Raw genomic sequence first — 16,729 nt, 5'->3', positions numbered from 1 at the left:
ATTGATCTCGACTAAGCGGGCGTGGACGCCGAGGCCGTCGGCATGGTGCGCCGTGTGGGCAGCGTCGGCGGCGGCGATGAGCAGCTTGCTGGGCATGCATCCGACGCTGGCGCAGGTGGTCCCGTACGCTCCGCCCTCGATCAGGAGCACGCGATCGGTATGGGCGGCGGCGGCCCGGTAGGCGCGCAGTCCGGCGCTACCCGCCCCGATGATGGCGACGTCGGTCTCGAGATCGGTCATCGCAGGCCTCCTCGGCTCTAAAGATGCGTACAAAAAAATCCATTTAATTGTAGAAAATAGGCGCGCGGGCCGTTCGTGTCAAACACCGCCCCGGCGCCCGTGTGATGTAACGGCGAGGGCGTTTGGGTAGAACGACAGCTGGGCAGGTCCGGCCCGAGTCGTGGGGCACCAAGGGCGTTATAGTGGTGTTTTAATACGGACGGTACAGGTAGGGACGGGATGCGCACGCAACGACTGGACTTCCCCGGCGCTCAGGGGCACACGCTCTCGGCAAGGCTCGACGAGCCGGAGGGGGCGCCGCGGGCCCATGCCCTGTTCGCCCACTGCTTCACCTGCGGCAAGGACATCAAGGCGGCCTCGTGGCTGGCGGGCGCGCTGGCCGAGCAGGGGATCGCGACCCTGCGCTTCGACTTTACTGGGCTCGGTGGCAGTGAGGGGGTGTTCGGCCATGCCGGTTTCCGCTCCGATGTGGCCGACGTGCTCGCGGCGGCGCAATTCATGCGCGATGCCGGGCGGCCGGTGAGGATCCTGGTCGGCCACAGCCTCGGGGGCGCGGCGGCGATCGCCGCGGCCGGCGACATCCCGGAATGCCGGGCCGTGTGCTCGATCGCCGCGCCGTTCGAGGCCGATCATGTGCTCGAGCACCTCGGGGAGAAGCGCGCCCAGATCGAGGCCGCCGGTGAGGCCGAGGTGACGCTCGGGGGGCGCCCGTTCCGGGTCGGGCGATCGTTCATCGAGGAGACCGTCGGGCACGATCAGGCGAGCCGGATTGCGGATCTGCGCCGACCGCTGCTGGTCATGCACGCCCCTCTCGACGAGGTGGTGCCCGTCGATCACGCGCGGCGGATCTTCGAGACCGCGAAGCACCCGAAGAGCTATATCTCCCTTGATGATGCCGACCATCTTCTGACCCGAGCCGCGGACGCCCGGTACGCCGCCACCGTCATCGCCGCCTGGGCGGCGCGCTACATCACCGAGCCCGGATGAGGCCCGGCCAGCGGAGCACCCGTTTCAGGGCTTCGTGACCACGATGAGGAGGAACTCGCCATGAGCCATGAGGAGGAGGCGCCGCCGCAGCAAGCCAAGGGTGAGGAGGGCTCAGGGGCGGATCGATACCTGATCGATCCCCGCAAGTTCCGCGACCCGGCGTTCACGGCCGATGGCCAGCCCCGCGCCTCGGTCCGCCTGCAGCGCCTGGAGACGCTCTGGTTCTGCACCGGGACCCTGTGCAACCTCGCCTGCCGCAACTGCTACATCGAGTCCTCCCCGCGCAATGATGCCCTGGTCTACCTCAGCGCCAGTGAGGTGGCCGGATACCTGGACGAGATCGAGCGCGAGGGCCTCGGTACCCGGACCATCGCCTTCACCGGCGGGGAGCCGTTCATGAATCCGGACATGATCCCCATCCTGGAGGATACGCTCGGTCGCGGCTACGAGGCGCTGGTGCTGACCAACGCCATGAGGCCGATGATGAAGGTCCATGAGCGCCTGCAGACAATCCGGGAGCGCTACGGGCAGCAGCTGACGGTGCGCGTATCCGTCGATCACTATCGGCAGGATCTGCACGAGGCCGAGCGCGGGCCGAGATCGTGGGAGCCCATGGTCCGCGGTCTGCGGTGGCTCTCGGAGAGCGGCTTCCGGGTGGATGTGGCCGGCCGGCAGACCTCCGGGGAGGCGGAAGCGGCCCTGCGCGAGGGCTACCAGGCCCTGTTCGACGCCCATGGGATCACGCTCGATGCCCACGACCCCGAGCGCCTGGTGCTGTTCCCGGAGATGGATGCCAGCCGGGATGTCCCGGAGATCTCGGAGGGCTGCTGGGAGAAGGTCGGGCGTAGTCCCGACGAGATGATGTGCGCGAGCTCCCGCATGGTGATCAAGCGCAAGGGGGCATCGCAGCCGGTGGTGGTGCCGTGCACGCTACTGCCTTACGAGCCGGCCTTCGAGCTCGGCTCCAGCCTGGTGGGGAGCTTCACCGAGGTGCCGCTCAACCATCCCCATTGTGCTCAGTTCTGCGTTCTCGGGGGTGCCAGCTGCAGTGGCTGACGGAGACGCCTCCCAGGCTGCCGGCCAGTCGAAGCGCCGGGGTCGCCTACGGCCCCGGCCCCTCCCCGCCAGGATACGGTCGCTGGCGGCAATCGACCCTATGGATGGGAGCCGTGCCTCGGGGTGAACCGTGCTCAGCCTTGCTCGCGCGGGGGATGGCGGCACGGCCCGGCTCTATCGGGACAGGTACCGCTTGATATTCCAGGGGTTACGCCGCTCGACCCATCGGGGCAGGAGGAGCAGGATGCCCAAGGCCGCCACGGTGCCCGCGATGAACCAGGCCGGATCGACGCGCACGATGGCGCCCAGGCTGGTGTAGACCAGGGTCATCGGCAGCATGCCCACGCCCGTGGCCAGCAGGAAAGGGCCCAGGCGCATAGCGGTCAGGCCTGCCGCGTAGCTCAGCAGGGCGAAGGAGACGACCGGGATGAGGCGCGAGACCAGGACGGCCAGGAACATCGCGCGGTCTCCGCAGTCCCTGCAAAGCGGGTAGGGGATGGGTCGGCCCAGCCGGGTCGCGCGCAGCCCCTCCCCCAGCCACCGGGCCAGCCCGAAGGCGACGGCCGCGCCTGCCAGCGCGCCGGCTACGGCGATAGCCGCGCCCAGCAGGGGGCCGAAGAGCAGCCCGGAGGCCACGGTTATGGGGATGGTTGGCAACGGGAGCACGACCACGGCGGTCATCATGGCCATGAGGAGCAAGGCGCTCTGCAGCGGCTGTGCCGCCAACTGCTCGGCAAGTCCGGAGGGCTGCCAGCCCACGGCCGCACCGACCTGCCAAGTCCAGCCCCCGAGGATGGCTAGGCCGAGCAGTAGCCCCAGAAGCGCGAGTCCGGTACGCCACGGATCGGATGCCATGGATCGAGTATCGCCCGGATCGACTCTGCGCACCATGGCAGATCGCCTTTGGGCGAGGGGCTGAACGGTCCAGCTTGCAGCGCTGCGGGCGGTCGTACGGCCGAGCCGGATCGATGCTAGGCTCGCGGTATGGATCGAGAGACGGCTGCGGGGGATGACCAGGAAGGGGGCGGCCGGCCCGAAGCGGGTCTTGGCGGGCCGGGGGGGACCGACTGCTCCATCGTCGTTCCGGTCGGCCCCGGGGATGAGCCGCGTATCGCGGAGCTCGCGTGGCTGACGGAAGCCGCGCTCGAGGCCGAGGTGATCCTGTCGGTGACGGACCTTGGGCGGGTCCCGCCCGGGGCTCCGGGCCGGGTGGTCGAGTCCGGCGCCGGCCGGGCGGTGCAGAGCAATCGCGGCGCCCGGGCGGCGCGCGGCGCCTGGCTCTGGTTCATGCACGTGGACAGCCATCCCGCGGCTGGGGCCCTGGAGCGGGTGCGCGCCTTGATCGGCGGGGGCGATGCGCTGGGCTACGGCTGGCTCCGGTTCCGGGAGGATGGGCCCTGGCCGGTCCATCTCAATGCCGTGGGCGCCAACCTCCGCTCCCGGGTCCTCGGGCTCCCCTACGGGGATCAGGGGCTCCTGCTGCCGCATGAGCGCTTCAGGGCCCTGGGTGGGTTCCGCGAGGACATCGAGCGCGGTGAGGATCTCGACCTGGTCATCCGGGCCCGCCGGGCCGGGCTGCCGTGCCGGCCCATCGGCTGTGTCGTCCACACCAGCGCGCGCCGCTACCGCCAGCGCGGCTGGCTCCGCACCACGGCCGGCCATGCCGCCTCGGCCGCGCGGATCGCCTGGCGCTCCTGGCGCGAGCGACCCTACACCCGATGACGGCGATCGCCCTCTTCGTCAAGACGCCCGGCTGCTCGGCGGTCAAGACGCGCCTGGCCGCCGGCCTGGGCCGCCTGGAGGCCGAGCGGCTCTATCTTCGTTGTGCCGGGGCGGCTGCCGAGGCGGCCCAGAGCGCGGCCTTGGGCCCGGTCTACTGGGCCCTCGCCGAGCCTGTGGCCGTCGCCGGAGGCTTCTGGACCGGCCTGCCCCTCCTAGCGCAGGGCGAGGGGGAGCTCGGTGAGCGCATGGGCCGGGTCCACGACACCCTGGTCCGCAAGCACGGCCGCGGTATCCTGCTCGGGGCCGATGCGCCGCAGGTCTCGCCGGAGGATCTCGCCCGCGCTGCATCGTGGCTCGAGGCGGAGGACGCCCGTATCGTGATCGGCCCGGCCCGCGACGGCGGGTTCTGGCTGTTCGGGAGCAACCGGACACTACCCGGGCAGCGATGGCGGGCGGTACCCTACAGCCACCCCCGCACGCTGGCCGTGTTCCGGGAGGTCATGGCGGAGCAGGGGAGCTGGCTGACCCTGCGCCCCCTGACCGATCTCGACGAGGCCGCGGATCTTGTCAGCGTCGCACGCGAGTTAGTTGGACTGGACAGCCCGACCCCCGCGCAGAGCGCTCTCGCCGAGGTGCTTGCGGCCGCGGCGGCATCAGGCCTGGAGCCCTAGGCCGGCCGCCACGCTCGCTGCCACGCACCACAGGAAGACCCATAATCCGGAGACCCGGCCGGGTTTGAAATGCCGATTCAGTTGTGCTCATCTAGGCCCTGTGACGTGCAGCCAGCAAAGGGAGGTCATCGATGTTCGGATGCATGGTGAACGCGCAGCGAAATCACGTCCGTGAGGTCAATCGGCGCACCGACGAGGTTCGTGAGGACGAGGGCGCCGTGGAGGAGCAGCGTGCCGCGGAGCAGGCCGAGGCCCAGCGGGACGAGGCGGCCGGCGAGCCGCGTTCCGCGGGGTAGGCGATCCGCGTGAAGCCCACGGCCGGGCGGCAGCGCGCCGCCCGGCCGTGGGGGTGACAGCTTGTCTGTCCCTAACCCGCCATTGCCCGTCCACGCACCCTGACGCGGGCCATTCTGTGGAGGTCCGGGTGTCTCGCAAATCGCCGCAGCTCTTCCACGACGGGCTCATCGAGCGGGCAACCCCGCCCGAACTCCATGATATGAACCGCTTTCTGGCCGGCGTGCGCGACCGCTCGCTGCTGGATACCTTCCGCCGTCTGGCCTCGGACCGCGAGCCGGAGCACCAGGCCCTGGAGCGCCAGGCTCGCTGGGCATTGATTGCGGTCCCCCTGTTGTTGCTGGGCGTGACCCTGGCTGCCTGGCTGGCGCCACCCGGTGTGCCCCTGCTCGCCTGGGGCGTGTTGGCCCTGGGCGTGCTGGCCGGTGGTCTGATCTTTGCCGCGTGGACCCTGGGTCGGGGGCAGGAGCTGCGTCGGTTGGAGGCAGAGCGTGACGAGCTGGCCGATCGTGCCCAGGATCTGCTCGGGGTGCGCGAGGCGTGTCTCCACAGCCGGCCGTGTCGCATCTACCGCGAACGGGTGGTCGAGCAGGGGCGTCCCCTGCGTCGGCGCGAGGCGGCGCTGTTGGTCGATTACGCCGATCGGCAGAGTGGCGGGGCGCTGACTGCGAGCGCACGCGCCCAGGCCGAGCGGGTGGATGAGCATACGGCCGAGCGCCCCAGTGACCCGCTGGAGGCTTACGGCCGTTTTCGGGAGGCCCTGGAGCAGTGGCAGGAGCGCTACGGGACCCTGTCCGAAGACACCAGCCAACTGGTCGAGCAGCTGCGACAGCAGCTCGAGGTGGACAGCCACCGCGATACCCTCTGGTACCAGCGCCTGCAGGAGCGCAAGGCGGAAAAGGCCGACGGCGAGCATCGGCTTGGTTCTGGCGGCGGCGATCAGGGACCACGGGTGGCGCGGCGCTGATCGCCTCTTGGCCCGGCGTTGCCGGGGTGCCGTACAGGGCGTCTAAAAGGTGCCAAAAATCGAACCCACCGTGATGAGGAAGACCAGCGCGATCAGGGGAACCAGCATCGCCACTACGGCGATGTCTAGGTAGGCCTGGCGGTGGGTCAGTCCGCAGATGGAGAGCAGCGTAATCACCGCGCCGTTGTGGGGCAGGGCGTCGAGCCCTCCGGTGGCCACTGCGGTGACGCGGTGCATCAGCTCCGGTGAGATCCCCGCCGCCTGGCCCATGGCCAGATAGCTGTCACCGAGTGTGGCCAGCGCGATGCTCATTCCGCCGGAGGCGGAGCCGGTCATGCCGGCGAGGACGTTGACGGCGACGGCCAGTGAGATCAGCGGGTTGTCGCCGCCGATGGCGGTCACCCAGCCGCTGATCGTCTCGAAGGCGGCCAGTGAGGCGATGACCGTGCCGAAGCCCACCAGGCTGGCGGTATTGAAGATGGGCAGCAGCGAGGCGTTGGCGCCACTATCGAGGGTGGCGGTCAGTGCCCGTAGCCGGCTGAGGTTGGTGAGGATGAGCACCAGGATGGCGATCACCAGTGCGCCGGTGATCGACCAGACGCCGCGCAGGGCGTCGATGGTGGTCGCCCCGAAGCGGGGCTCGGCCAGGTAGCCGGTCTCCATGGCCGGGATGACCAGGCTGGTGAAGAGCAGGTTCAGGCCGATGACCAGCACGATGGGCAGGATGGCGAGCGCCAGCGGCGGCTGGCGGGCCGGGGTGGCCGAGGGCGGGACCTCGTTCAGGCACGAACAACGAGACGCCGCCGTAGGTCATGATCGCGCAGGAGAGCACCACCGCAAGGACCGCCCGGGTCTCGCCCAGCCCGCGGATGATGGCGCGCGCCAGCACCTCGGCGCTGCCGGTATCCTCCATGAGCTTGCCGAAGATCGCCCCGAGCAGGAACAGCGGGAAGTACTTCATGATGAAATCGGCCGCTGCCCCCATGAAGACCTGGGTGTAGCTGGCTAGCAGCGGTGTCTCCACCGAGGCGAGGGTGACCAGGGCCGCCAGGGCAGGGGCCAGGATCAGCAGCGTGATGCCGCGGTAGGCGAGATAGATCAGCAGCACCAGCGCGATCAGGATGGCCGCGATTTCGATCATCAGCGGGTGCCCTCGATGCGGGGTTCCTCCTCGGGGTGTACCGGCCGAAAGGCGTCGGCGAAGAGCTCGTCCAGGTCGAAGGTCGAGCGCACGCCCAGGTCATCGAAGTGTTGGTCCAGCCAGGCATCCGCCCAGCCGTAGCCCTGATCACGCAGGCGCGTGAGGAAGGGCCACTCGGCATTGAGCTTGCTTGAGGCACTCAGCGCTTCGACCTCGTGCTCGGCGTGGATCAGGTGCAGGCGCATGGCGCGGTAGCGCTCGAGCTGGAGATCCTCGGCCTCGATCAACTGGTGAAGCAGATGAATCGAGCGCAGCTCCTTGATCAGCGCCGAGTTAAAGGTGATCTCGTTGATCCGGTTGAGCACCTCCCGGGCGGTAGTGGGCAGCTGCTGGCGGGCCATGGGGTTGATCTGCACAACGATCAGGTCCTGGCAGCTCGGGTCATCGACCAGCGGGTAGAGGGCGGGGTTGCCGCTGTAGCCGCCATCCCAGTACGCCTCGCCGTCGATGGTGACGGCGTTAAACATGAAGGGCAGGCAGGCCGAGGCCATCACCGCATCCGCCGACAGGTGCGGCTGGCGGAAGATGTGGGCCCGGCCGGTGCGCACGTGGGTGGCGGTGACGTACACCTTGACCTTGCGGCAGGCGTTGACCTGGTCGAAATCGACCTGAGTGGCGATCAGGTCGCGCAGCGGGTTGATCCCGAAGGGATTGAGCTGGGCCGGGTGGAGGAGCTGGGTGAGGTTTTCAAAGAACAGGTAGCCTGGGGAGTAGTCTAGGCTGTAGTTGCCGAGGAGACGGTCCCAGGGGCTGCGCTGGATCGGTGAGAAACGGGCAGCCTCGCTCACCGACGACCAGAATCGGTGTAGCCCCGCTCGGGCCTGTTCACGGCCGCCGCGCTGCAGCCCGTCGGCGACGACCGCGGCGTTCATGGCTCCGGCGCTGGTCCCGCTGATGCTGTCGATCTCTAGGCGCTCATCTTCGAGGATGCGCTCAAGCACGCCCCAGGTCAGCGCGCCGTGGGCGCCGCCGCCCTGAAGCGCCAGGTCGATGCGTTTCGGGGTCTGCGTGGCCATGGGACCCTCCCTGATCAAGTCCACGGCCTTCAGTATGGACGCTGTGTCGCGCGCTTTCCGCCCGGACGCCCGGGCCCCGGTGCTATTCCCTGCCGCTCTCCGGCGTCTGGGCCCATGGTGGCCGGGGCCAATGCTCCCACTGCCGGGTCAGCTGGCGGGCCACCTCCTGGGAGACCGCCTCGAGGAACTGCTGCTGGAAGGCCAGGGCCGACTCCGCCGAGCCGGCCATCAACTCCTGGGCCTCCTGCGGGGTCAGGTCCACTTCGATGGTTACCTTCATGGTCCACCTCCGGTTTGCGGGATGCGGGTGTTCTCAGCCGGCCCCGGGGCGCCGCGGCCGGCGGACGGGCGGCAGCATTGGTACGGGTCCGGGTATCCGCGTAGCCTGGCGGAGGAGCCACTCGGCCGGTCCCATGCGGAACATCCGCAGCCATAGGGGGGCTGCGATCAGCAGGATCCCCCAAAGGCCGAGAACCACCAGCAGTTGAGCCGGGCGGTCGACCTCGCCGTAGAGCCCCAGTCCGTGGCCGTAGAAGATCAGGGTACACAGCAGGGACTGCAGCAGGTAACTGCTCAGGGCCGTTCGCCCAACGGCGGTGATCGGCCCGTGCAGGAAGCCAAGCCAGCCACGCTGGCAGGCCAGGATGATCAGCGCGGCCCAACCGGCGGCGATCAGGGGTACGGCCAACTGGTTAAGCTGGGTGCTGAAGAAGAAGCCGCTGAGCAGCTCCCAGTCGCGCCACTCGCGGTAGGCGATCCCGAGGATGCTCAGCGGCACACCGATCCCCAGGCCGTATCGTGCGATGCGTGCATAGGCCTGCTGGCTCCAGGCGCCGGTCAGGAACCCGCTCCTGTAGGCCGCCATGCCGATCAGCATGCAGCCGAGGGTCAGCCAGCCAAGGCGCGCTGGGGTGCCGATCAGATAGCGGGTGAAGGCTTCGGGCAGGCGCTGCTCCATCTGGGTCAGCCACCCGCCCTGGTAGGCCTCGATGGCCGCGGTGATCTCCTCGTGGACCGACGGCGAAGCAGAGGCCAGCTTGATGAACCCGGCGGTGGGCAGCAGGGTCAGCCCCCAGCCGGCGGCCATGGTCAGGAGTATGGGCAGGGTATAGAGGGTGACGCCCCAGGCCATGAGCGCGCGGGGTGTGCGATCGATGAACAGGAAAGCGAGCAGGCCCATGACGGCGTAGATGAGCAGGATATCGCCCATCCACAGAAGGATCCCATGGGCCAGCCCGATGGCAGCCAGGGCGAGCATGCGCCGGCGGTGGACGATCCACGGGTTGATGCCGGCGGCGCGGTGGCGCTCGGCGAGCAAAACGGTGCCGGCGCCGAACAGGGCGGCGAACAGGGCGATGAACTTGCCTTCAAAGAAGACGTGGCCGACAGCCCAGACGGCGTAATCCCAACCCTCGAAGCCGCCAAGCAGGGTCGGACTCAGCAGCCCGGCCACCGGCATGGCGAAGAGCTGGATGTTGATGACCAGGATGCCCAGCACCGCCGCCCCACGGACGGTGTCGAGACTTTCCAGGCGTTGTCCGGTGCCCATAGGCCCTTGCGGTATGCCCCCCGGTGGTGCATTGGACCGACAGGATAAAGCATCCATTTGTGTTTGAAATCGGCGAGCTGGCACCTTGTCGGGATGGATCCCGTCACCCATGCGGCCAGTGGCGCCCTGCTCAACCGATTGGTGGCGCCGCGATGCTGCGCTGCGCCGCGTTTCTCCTTGCGCGAACGCACCTGGCTTGGCGCTGTTGCGGGTCTGTTCCCGGATGTGGACTGGTTCCTGGGGCTGGTAATCGCCGACTCGCTGGTCTACTACAACCTCCACCGGGGCGAGACCCACTCGCTGCTGATGCTCCCCCTCTGGGCGATCGTGCTGGGCTGGGTGACGGCGCGTCTGTGGCCCGGGCAGCGGGACTGGCGCGATGGTGCGGTTATCTTCGCCCTGGGCATCGGCATCCATATCTTCGGCGACTGGATCACCAACTACGGGACCCAGCTCCTGGCACCCTTTTCGCGGGAGACCTTTGCCTTCCCGGTGACTTTCATCCTGGATCCTTGGGTCACCGGCTCGCTGCTGCTCGGCCTGCTGCTGACCTGGCGCTACGGCGGGCGTTTGTGGGCGGCGGTCGGGCTTGCCGCTGCCGGTGGGGTGATCGCGGTTCAGTCGGTGGCCAAGGTGCACGCGCTCGAATACGCCCGGGAAGAGGCGCGGGAACGGGGCATGCACGGGGCCCGGGTGCACGCCATGGCACAGCCGCTGTCGCCGCTGAACTGGCGGTTGTTCATCGAGGGCGACGACGCCTACTGGTCGGCTCACCTCGGGTTCCGGGCGCAGGAGCGACCGGTGGATGAGGACGCCGGCCTGCTGGCTCGGCACTGGCAGACATTTCGGCCGCCGCATGCGCTGGAGTGGGAGCCTCTGCCGCGTTTCGGCGACGGTGGCTGGCGCGAATTCGCCGAGGTGGCCTGGTGGCGCCCGGAATTTGCCGAGTTCCGGCGCTTCGCCGCGCTGCCGTATCTGCGCAAGGTGGTCGATTACGAGGGCGATGCCTGCGCCATTTTTGCCGACCTGCGCTTTCGGATCGCCCAGGTGCCGCCCCCGTTCCAGTACGCCAGCTGCCGGACGCCGGAGGGGGATTGGTATCGGGCCGATGTGGACTACTGGGAGCGGGCGGTGGAGGAGCTCGAGCCGTTGCTGCGCGAGCGGCGGTAGCGCCCCGGGGTCAGCTGCGCACCAGGCGCAGGCAGCGGGCGAATGCCGGGACCGAGAGCGAGTCACGCCGGCCGGCCAGCCAACGTGCCTGGAGTGCCGGGGCATCCAGCTCTTCGGCGATCTGCCAGCCGGCGTCTGTGGCCAGCCGGTGCATGGTCTCCGCCGGCAGCAGGCCGCGCAGGGGTTCCTGCTGCGTGTGCAGTGCCAGCGCTACGCCGTGCAAGAGCATGCGCGGGCGCCAGGCCACGTTCTCCGAGGGCAGCCAGTAGTCGGCGATCAATTCGCTACCCGGGGCGGCGACCTCCGCCAGGCCCTGAAGCGTGGTGCCGATGGCCGTCCGGGGCAGGTAGTAGGTGCAGCCCAGCCAATTGGCGAAAAGGGGGGTATCGGGATCGATTCCGGCATCCACGAGGCGCTCAGCCAGGCGATCGCGGGCAAAGTCCACCGCTGCGAAGCGCATCCGGTTGGCCACCTCGGCGGGCAGGAGCGAGCGCTTCCACCACTGCGTGGCGGGCTGGTCCACTTCCAGCAGTTGCGCCTGCGCGAGGATATCCGGGCGGCGGAGGGCGGTGGTGTCCAGCCCGGCGCCGAGTAGCACGATCTGCCGGTGACCTTTCTCCAGGGCGGCGTCCAGGGCGTCCTCGGCGAAGCGCGCCCGTGTGACCGTCTGGCCGCGCAGGGCGGCGAGTTCCGGGTGGGCGCTTTCCAGCGCCCGCCACTGCATGGCCAGCAGCGGGGGGGGTGGCTGGACCAGTCGACGGATCCCGCTGCTGAGTAGGGGGAGGACCGCCCGATCGTCGAAGATCGCCGGGGGATCGTCGAGGCGGGTGTGCCAGACGCGCAGTGCGGCGGCGGTCTCCGCGGTTCGGCTGGTGAAGGGGCGCTGTTCCATGGGGTCAGTCGATCACGTCGAGACGCAGTCGGCCTTCGGTCTGCCAGCGCCGCACCAAGGACTCGGCCGGTTCCCGGCGGTCCGGATCCGCGTACCGGCGCAGCGCTTCGGTCAGCGCTAGCGGCACTGCGGTACCGATGGTGCTGCGCCGTCCGCAGGCGTAAATACGGGCATCCCGGTCAAGCATCCAGTCGACGATTGTCGCTCCCGCCTCGCTGATCCGGTCCTGAACGTAGCCGCCGTCATTGGGATCACGGGAGAACGCCAGATCGAGCCGTGTCAGCACCCCCTGTTCGCGCCATTGAAGCAGGCGCTCGGCGTGAAAGAAATCGCCCTGCCGACGCCGATTGCCGAAGATCAGCCAGATCGGACCGCGATCGGCCCGGGCGGCGCGCTCGGCGATGAAGCCGATGAACGGCGCAATGCCGCAGCCGGCGGCAATCAGGATCATCGGTTGCTGCGGGTCATCCGGCGGCTGCAGGTGGCGGTGGGTGCGCAGTGAGGCGGTGATCGTGTCGCCGAGCTGTAGGCGCCTCGCCAGGAGGCTGGATGCCTTGCCCGGGCGGACGTGCCCGTCGGCGTCGGTGCGGCTTGTCACGGCGACGGTAAGCTCAAGGCGGTGCGGGTCGTCGAGGGGGGTGCTGCCGATGGAGTAGGGGCGGGCCGGCTCGCCCTCGCCAGGACGCACGAGCAGGAGATCTCCGGGCCGGTAAGCCAGCGGGGTATCGCTCTCCAGGGTCAGCCCCCATACCTCCTGGGTGATCGGATCCTCGGGATCGTTGAGCTGCCGGCGTTCGCGCAGGGTCAGATGGACGGGTTGATCGCTTGGGATTGGCCCGGTCGCGCCGGCCTCCACGCCAAGCAATTCGGCCACTTCGCCGAGCCAGATTCGCCAGGTGGCCTCGGGTGCGCCATCGGCGCGGGCCATGGGCAGTACCTCTTCGGCCCCGGCGCGGCGCAGTCCCGCACGCAGGGTTTCTCCGGCGGCGCAGAAGTGTCGGTAGCTGGAGTCCCCCAGGGCAAGCAGGGCGAACCGCGTGCGGGGCAGCTGCGCACGGTCCAGGGCGGCGACGAAGGCCCGCCCTGGGTCTGGCATGTCACCGTCACCGCAGGTCGAGGCGATGAGTAGCGTGTATCGATAGGCCTCAAGCGCCTTGGGGTCCAAGGCCGACAGCGAAGCCTCTTCGATCCGGGCGCCGCCGAGGCGCAGTGCGCGCGCTGTCTCCCGGGCCAGGTGAGCTGCCGTGCCGGTCTGACTGGCGTGGGCGATGAGCAGGTCGGCTCCGGCATCCCCCCGGCGGCGCCCGCCCAGCCGGCGTCGAGCCCAGAGCCAGATGCCCGTGACAAACAGGAATAGCAGCACCAGCGCCGTCAGGAGATTGATCAGTCCCGACCAAGCGCCCGCCCAGGTGCCCTGGTGCAGCTCGGCGATCCACCCCGGGTAGGCGCCGGCCGGGGTGATCCCCTCGGCAGTGACGATCAGCTGCTGCGGCCCGCCATCACCGTCGGTGGTCACCGCCCAGGCCGCCCGCTCGAAGCGTTCCATGGCCTGGATATGGGAGATCTCCGCGGCCTCGAGCTGTTGTAGGACTGGACCAATCGCCAGGCGGCCGGCGTCCCGGTCGATCGGTGGCAGTCGCGGCGTACCCAGTTCCAGGGCCATCATGCCTGCGGTGACGGATACGAGCAGCAGCAGTGGCAGAGTCAGCCAACCAACCCCCGTGTGCCACTGGGTCAGGGTGTGGCGCAGTCGCGGCCAGGCCAGCCACGGTCCGACGATCAGCACCACCAACAGCGCGTAGCTGGCCAGCTCGACCACCCAGTCCAGATCGAGCAGAAGATCCTTGTGCAGGTGGCGCACGGTCTGGAAGAAGGTGGTGGCGTAGTCGCGCTCGCCGAGGGAACTGCGCTGCTCGAGGTCGAAGGCCTCATGCCAGCGCTCACCCGCGCGACTGAATTCGAGCACGGCGGTCCCGCCGCGCTCGAGCCTCAGGGTGCGGATGCGCTGCTGCGGATCCACCTCGGCAAGGAACGCCTGTAGCTCGGACACCGGGATCGGATCCTCCGCCTCGGGCCCCGAGGCCAGATCCCGGACGACGGGTTCAAGCGCCAGCAGACCGCCGCTGACGATGATCACCAGGAACAGGGGCGCAAGGGCGAGGGTGATCCAGCGGTGCAAGCAAAGCAGCAGCCGTCGAGGGCTGGCGGGCATGGTCGGGCTTCCTGCGGGTGGCGTGGGGCTGAGATCCTGCGCCAAGTATGGTGGTCGACCGGTGCGGTGCAAGTTCAGCGCAGGGCCACCCCTTTGACCATGGCGTGTATGGGCACCCCCGGAGCCAGCCCCAGCTCGGCGGAGGAACGCCGGGTGATGCGGGCGAGCAGCGGCTGGCCCGCCACCTCCAGGCGCACCAGAGCGTGGCTCGGGGTGGGGTCATCGGCGATCGCCGTGATGCGCGCCGGGAGACGGTTGAGCAGACTCACCCCGGTCGGTGGCGTGCGGGCAATGCTGACGTCCCTGGCGTGGACACGCACACGGACCGGCTCGCCAATGGCGGCGTCCAGCCGCGGCAGGTACAGCGGTGCATCACCGGCGTCAAGCTCGGTCAGGTGATCGGCGGGGTGGTGCCGGGCGACGGGCAGCTCCAGGACCGCCGATGCGTGCTCGCTCTGGGCCAGCGGCAGATCGGTCTGCGTCAGCAGCGTCTGGAGCGGGCCTTCGGCACGGACCTCGCCGGATTCGAGTAAAACCATGTGGTCGGCCAGGCGAGCGGCCTCGTCGAGGGCATGAGTGACGTAGACAATCGGGATGCGCAGGTGGCGGTGCAGGCGCTCGAAGTAGGGCAGGATCTCGGCCCTGGTGGCGGTGTCCAGCGAGGCCAGGGGTTCGTCCATGAGCAGGAGCCTGGGGGCGGCCAGCAGTGCGCGTCCGATGGCGACCCGTTGGCGCTGACCGCCGGATAGCGAACCCGGGGGGCGTTCGAGCAACCCGGCGAGGCCGAGCAGCTCGGTGATCTCGTCGAGGTCGTCCCGGCGGCCGCCGGCGGGTGTCCGCCGTCGCCCGTAGAGCAGGTTGCCGCGCACGTTCAGGTGGGGGAAGAGGCTCGGTTCCTGAAACACGTAGCCGAGCGGTCTGCGGTGAACCGGCAGGAAACTATGTTCGTCTTGCCAGATGCTGCCGTTGACGACCAGGCGGCCACGCCGTACCCGCTCCAGCCCGGCCAGGCAGCGTAGCAGGGTGGTCTTGCCTGACCCCGAGCGGCCGAACAGGGTGGTCACGCCGGTTCCGGGGAGAACCAGATCGGCCTCGAGGCGGAAATCGCTGCGGTCGACCCGGAATGAGGCTTGGATGCCCATCAGGCGACCCCCACGACCTTGAAGCGGCGGTTAAGGAAGTAGACCGCGAGAAGCAGCGAAAAGGCCATCAAAAGCAGGAACAGGGACAGGCCGTGGGCCGCGGCGTAGTCCATGGCCTCGACGTGGTTGTAGATGGCGATCGAGGCCACCTCCGTCTCCCCGGCAATGCTTCCGCCGATCATCAGCAGAACGCCGAACTCGCCTAGGGTGTGCGCGAAGGCGAGCACCGCGGCGGTCAGGAAACCGTTGCGGGCCAGGGGAATGACCACCGTGAAGAAACGATCCAGTGGCGAGGCCCGCAACGTGGCGGCCACCTCCAGGGGGCGCTCACCCATGGCCTGGAAGGCGTTTTGCATGGGCTGTACCGCGAAGGGCAGGGAGTAGATCATCGAGCCGATCACCATGCCGGTGAAGGTGAAGGCCAGGTGGCCGATGCCAAGCTGCTCCAGCAACCCGCCGAGCCAGCCTTCCGGACCAAGGAAGATCAGCAGGTAGAAGCCGATGACCGTCGGAGGCAGGACCAGGGGCATCGCCACCAGCGCCTCGACGACGACGCGGGCGCGGGAGTCGCTGCGCGCCAGCCACCAGGCCAGGGGCAGACAGAGCAGGAGGAGCAGGCCGGTGCTGATGGAGGCCAGTTTCAGGGTCAGCTGCAGGGCGACCCAGTCGGCGTTGCTGATCCAGAGCATGCTTGTCGATCCGTCCCTAAGCGCCGCGCGGTGGGTTATTCCGGCGGCCGGAAACCGTGCTCTTCGAGGATGGTGCGGGCGCCGTCGCTGTCCATGAAAGCCGCGAAGCGCGCCATCGCCTCGTCCCCGGACCCGTGCCGGGTGATGATGTATCCGTGCCTGAGCGGTGCGTGCAGATCCGGATCGATCGGTGTGTATACCCCCTGCTCGTCGACGCTCGGGTGTGTCGCCAGCGAGAGCGGGATCAGGGCAGCCTGCGCGGCACCGCTCTGGGCCTGTTGCAAGGCGCGGGCGACGCTGTTGCCGGTCACCAGTCGATCCGCCACCGCCTCGTGAATGCCCTCGGCCTGCAGTGCCTCCAGCGCGCGCGCGCCGTAGGGGGCGTGTTCAGGGTGGGCGATGGCGATGCGCCGGAATGCCGATTCCGTTAGCTCTTCCAGCTCCGGGGGTTCGGCCCTGGAGCGGGTCCAGAGGACCAGTTGGCCACTGGCGTAGTGGCGCACCCCGGATGCGGCGTGGCCGGAATCGACGAGTGCTTCCGGGCGCTCCATGTCGGCCGCGAAGAACGCGGCAAAAGGGGCCCCATGGGCGATTTGGGCACGCAGCGACCCGGAGGATCCGTAGGAGACGGCCAATTGATGTTCCGGGTGTTGCTCCTGAAAGCTCGCCACGAGGTCTTCCATGGCGTGACGCAGACTCGATGCAGCGGCGATGCGGGTGGTGTCGGCGATGGCCGCGCAGGCGAAGAGCAGGGCGCTGGCGAGACTGGTCAGTGCCAGGGCCGCCATGCCGCGGCTGCGGGGCGCGCGGTTCCGGGGCGACGGGAGCGGCATGCACACCTCGCTGGTCGGGGTTTTCACGGGAGGTCTAGCAAGGAACGGGCCATATCCCCCGCGGGGCCCGGGGTTTCCCGCCCCCCGG

At 69.1% G+C, this 16,729-nt stretch carries 18 protein-coding genes; 7 read left to right on the top strand and 11 right to left on the bottom strand.

The window, feature by feature from the left end:
* Positions 1–240, bottom strand: a 240-nt coding sequence (locus tag LRG10_RS12800) for an FAD-dependent oxidoreductase (RefSeq protein ID WP_238635761.1), incomplete at its 3' end; no start/stop codon positions are given.
* 219 nt (positions 241–459) lie between these two features.
* On the opposite strand from LRG10_RS12800, the gene LRG10_RS12795 reads away from it, so the two are divergent.
* Together LRG10_RS12795 and LRG10_RS12790 are read left to right on the top strand one after the other, a co-directional pair.
* A complete protein-coding gene (locus LRG10_RS12795) occupies positions 460–1,227 on the top strand; it encodes a S9 family peptidase (protein ID WP_201167885.1) in 768 nt (255 codons plus the stop codon).
* A gap of 60 nt (positions 1,228–1,287) precedes the next feature.
* Entirely contained in the window at positions 1,288–2,283 is a 996-nt protein-coding gene (locus tag LRG10_RS12790) for a radical SAM protein (protein ID WP_238635760.1), read from the top strand.
* A gap of 174 nt (positions 2,284–2,457) precedes the next feature.
* On the opposite strand, the gene LRG10_RS12785 is transcribed toward LRG10_RS12790, so the two are convergent.
* A complete protein-coding gene (locus LRG10_RS12785) occupies positions 2,458–3,138 on the bottom strand; it encodes a TVP38/TMEM64 family protein (protein ID WP_201167880.1) in 681 nt (226 codons plus the stop codon).
* Between the two features lie 129 nt (positions 3,139–3,267).
* Here LRG10_RS12785 and LRG10_RS12780 point away from each other — a divergent pair, with 129 nt between their 5' ends.
* From LRG10_RS12780 to LRG10_RS12765, 4 genes are all read left to right on the top strand, one after another.
* Positions 3,268–4,005, top strand: a complete 738-nt coding sequence (locus LRG10_RS12780) for a hypothetical protein (protein WP_238635759.1) — start codon at positions 3,268–3,270, stop codon at positions 4,003–4,005.
* Complete coding sequence (locus LRG10_RS12775; protein WP_238635758.1) at positions 4,002–4,676, top strand: DUF2064 domain-containing protein; 675 nt, start codon at positions 4,002–4,004, stop codon at positions 4,674–4,676. Before LRG10_RS12780 ends, LRG10_RS12775 begins: the two co-directional genes overlap by 4 nt.
* Before the next feature lie 131 nt (positions 4,677–4,807).
* Positions 4,808–4,972 carry a hypothetical protein gene (locus LRG10_RS12770; protein ID WP_201243040.1) on the top strand — a complete coding sequence of 55 codons (165 nt, stop codon included), beginning with the start codon at positions 4,808–4,810 and terminating at the stop codon, positions 4,970–4,972.
* Positions 4,973–5,100: 128 nt separating this feature from the next.
* On the top strand, positions 5,101–5,937 hold the full coding sequence (locus LRG10_RS12765) for a hypothetical protein (RefSeq protein ID WP_201243041.1): 837 nt from the start codon (positions 5,101–5,103) through the stop codon (positions 5,935–5,937).
* A gap of 42 nt (positions 5,938–5,979) precedes the next feature.
* Here the strand turns inward: LRG10_RS12765 and LRG10_RS12760 are convergent, their stop codons facing one another.
* From LRG10_RS12760 to LRG10_RS12745, 4 genes are all read right to left on the bottom strand, one after another.
* The gene (locus tag LRG10_RS12760; protein ID WP_238635757.1) at positions 5,980–6,651 is read right to left on the bottom strand and encodes a hypothetical protein; all 672 of its coding nucleotides are present in this window, start codon (positions 6,649–6,651) and stop codon (positions 5,980–5,982) included.
* 426 nt (positions 6,652–7,077) lie between these two features.
* Positions 7,078–8,154: a patatin-like phospholipase family protein gene (locus LRG10_RS12755; protein WP_201167871.1), complete on the bottom strand. Its 1,077-nt coding sequence runs from the start codon at positions 8,152–8,154 to the stop codon at positions 7,078–7,080.
* 82 nt (positions 8,155–8,236) lie between these two features.
* The gene (locus tag LRG10_RS12750; RefSeq protein WP_201167869.1) at positions 8,237–8,434 is read right to left on the bottom strand and encodes a hypothetical protein; all 198 of its coding nucleotides are present in this window, start codon (positions 8,432–8,434) and stop codon (positions 8,237–8,239) included.
* Positions 8,435–8,467: 33 nt separating this feature from the next.
* Positions 8,468–9,703 (bottom strand): DUF418 domain-containing protein, encoded by a 1,236-nt coding sequence (locus LRG10_RS12745; RefSeq protein WP_201167867.1) that lies wholly within the window; start codon positions 9,701–9,703, stop codon positions 8,468–8,470.
* A gap of 93 nt (positions 9,704–9,796) precedes the next feature.
* On the opposite strand from LRG10_RS12745, the gene LRG10_RS12740 reads away from it, so the two are divergent.
* Positions 9,797–10,873, top strand: coding sequence for a metal-dependent hydrolase (locus LRG10_RS12740; protein ID WP_238635756.1), 1,077 nt, complete (start codon positions 9,797–9,799; stop codon positions 10,871–10,873).
* A 10-nt stretch (positions 10,874–10,883) separates the two neighbouring features.
* On the opposite strand, the gene LRG10_RS12735 is transcribed toward LRG10_RS12740, so the two are convergent.
* The 5 genes from LRG10_RS12735 to modA all read right to left on the bottom strand — a co-directional run bounded on the left by LRG10_RS12735 (position 10,884) and on the right by modA (position 16,596).
* The gene (locus tag LRG10_RS12735; RefSeq protein WP_238635755.1) at positions 10,884–11,765 is read right to left on the bottom strand and encodes a class I SAM-dependent methyltransferase; all 882 of its coding nucleotides are present in this window, start codon (positions 11,763–11,765) and stop codon (positions 10,884–10,886) included.
* 4 nt (positions 11,766–11,769) lie between these two features.
* Entirely contained in the window at positions 11,770–13,977 is a 2,208-nt protein-coding gene (locus LRG10_RS12730) for a sulfite reductase flavoprotein subunit alpha (protein ID WP_238635754.1), read from the bottom strand.
* 74 nt (positions 13,978–14,051) lie between these two features.
* On the bottom strand, positions 14,052–15,119 hold the full coding sequence (gene modC / locus LRG10_RS12725; RefSeq protein ID WP_201167856.1) for a molybdenum ABC transporter ATP-binding protein: 1,068 nt from the start codon (positions 15,117–15,119) through the stop codon (positions 14,052–14,054).
* Complete coding sequence (gene modB, locus LRG10_RS12720) at positions 15,119–15,808, bottom strand: molybdate ABC transporter permease subunit (RefSeq protein WP_201167853.1); 690 nt, start codon at positions 15,806–15,808, stop codon at positions 15,119–15,121. The genes modC and modB overlap by 1 nt, the downstream gene beginning before the upstream one ends.
* A 35-nt stretch (positions 15,809–15,843) precedes the next feature.
* Positions 15,844–16,596, bottom strand: coding sequence for a molybdate ABC transporter substrate-binding protein (gene modA / locus LRG10_RS12715; RefSeq protein ID WP_201167850.1), 753 nt, complete (start codon positions 16,594–16,596; stop codon positions 15,844–15,846).
* Positions 16,597–16,729: the final 133 nt, after the last annotated feature.

The organism is Halorhodospira sp. 9628, assembly GCF_022228075.1.
In the GTDB taxonomy this organism is placed as follows: domain Bacteria; phylum Pseudomonadota; class Gammaproteobacteria; order Nitrococcales; family Halorhodospiraceae; genus Halorhodospira; species Halorhodospira halophila_A.
The sequence above is the reverse complement of the archived record's forward strand: the minus strand, read 5'-3'. Positions and strand labels throughout refer to the sequence as shown.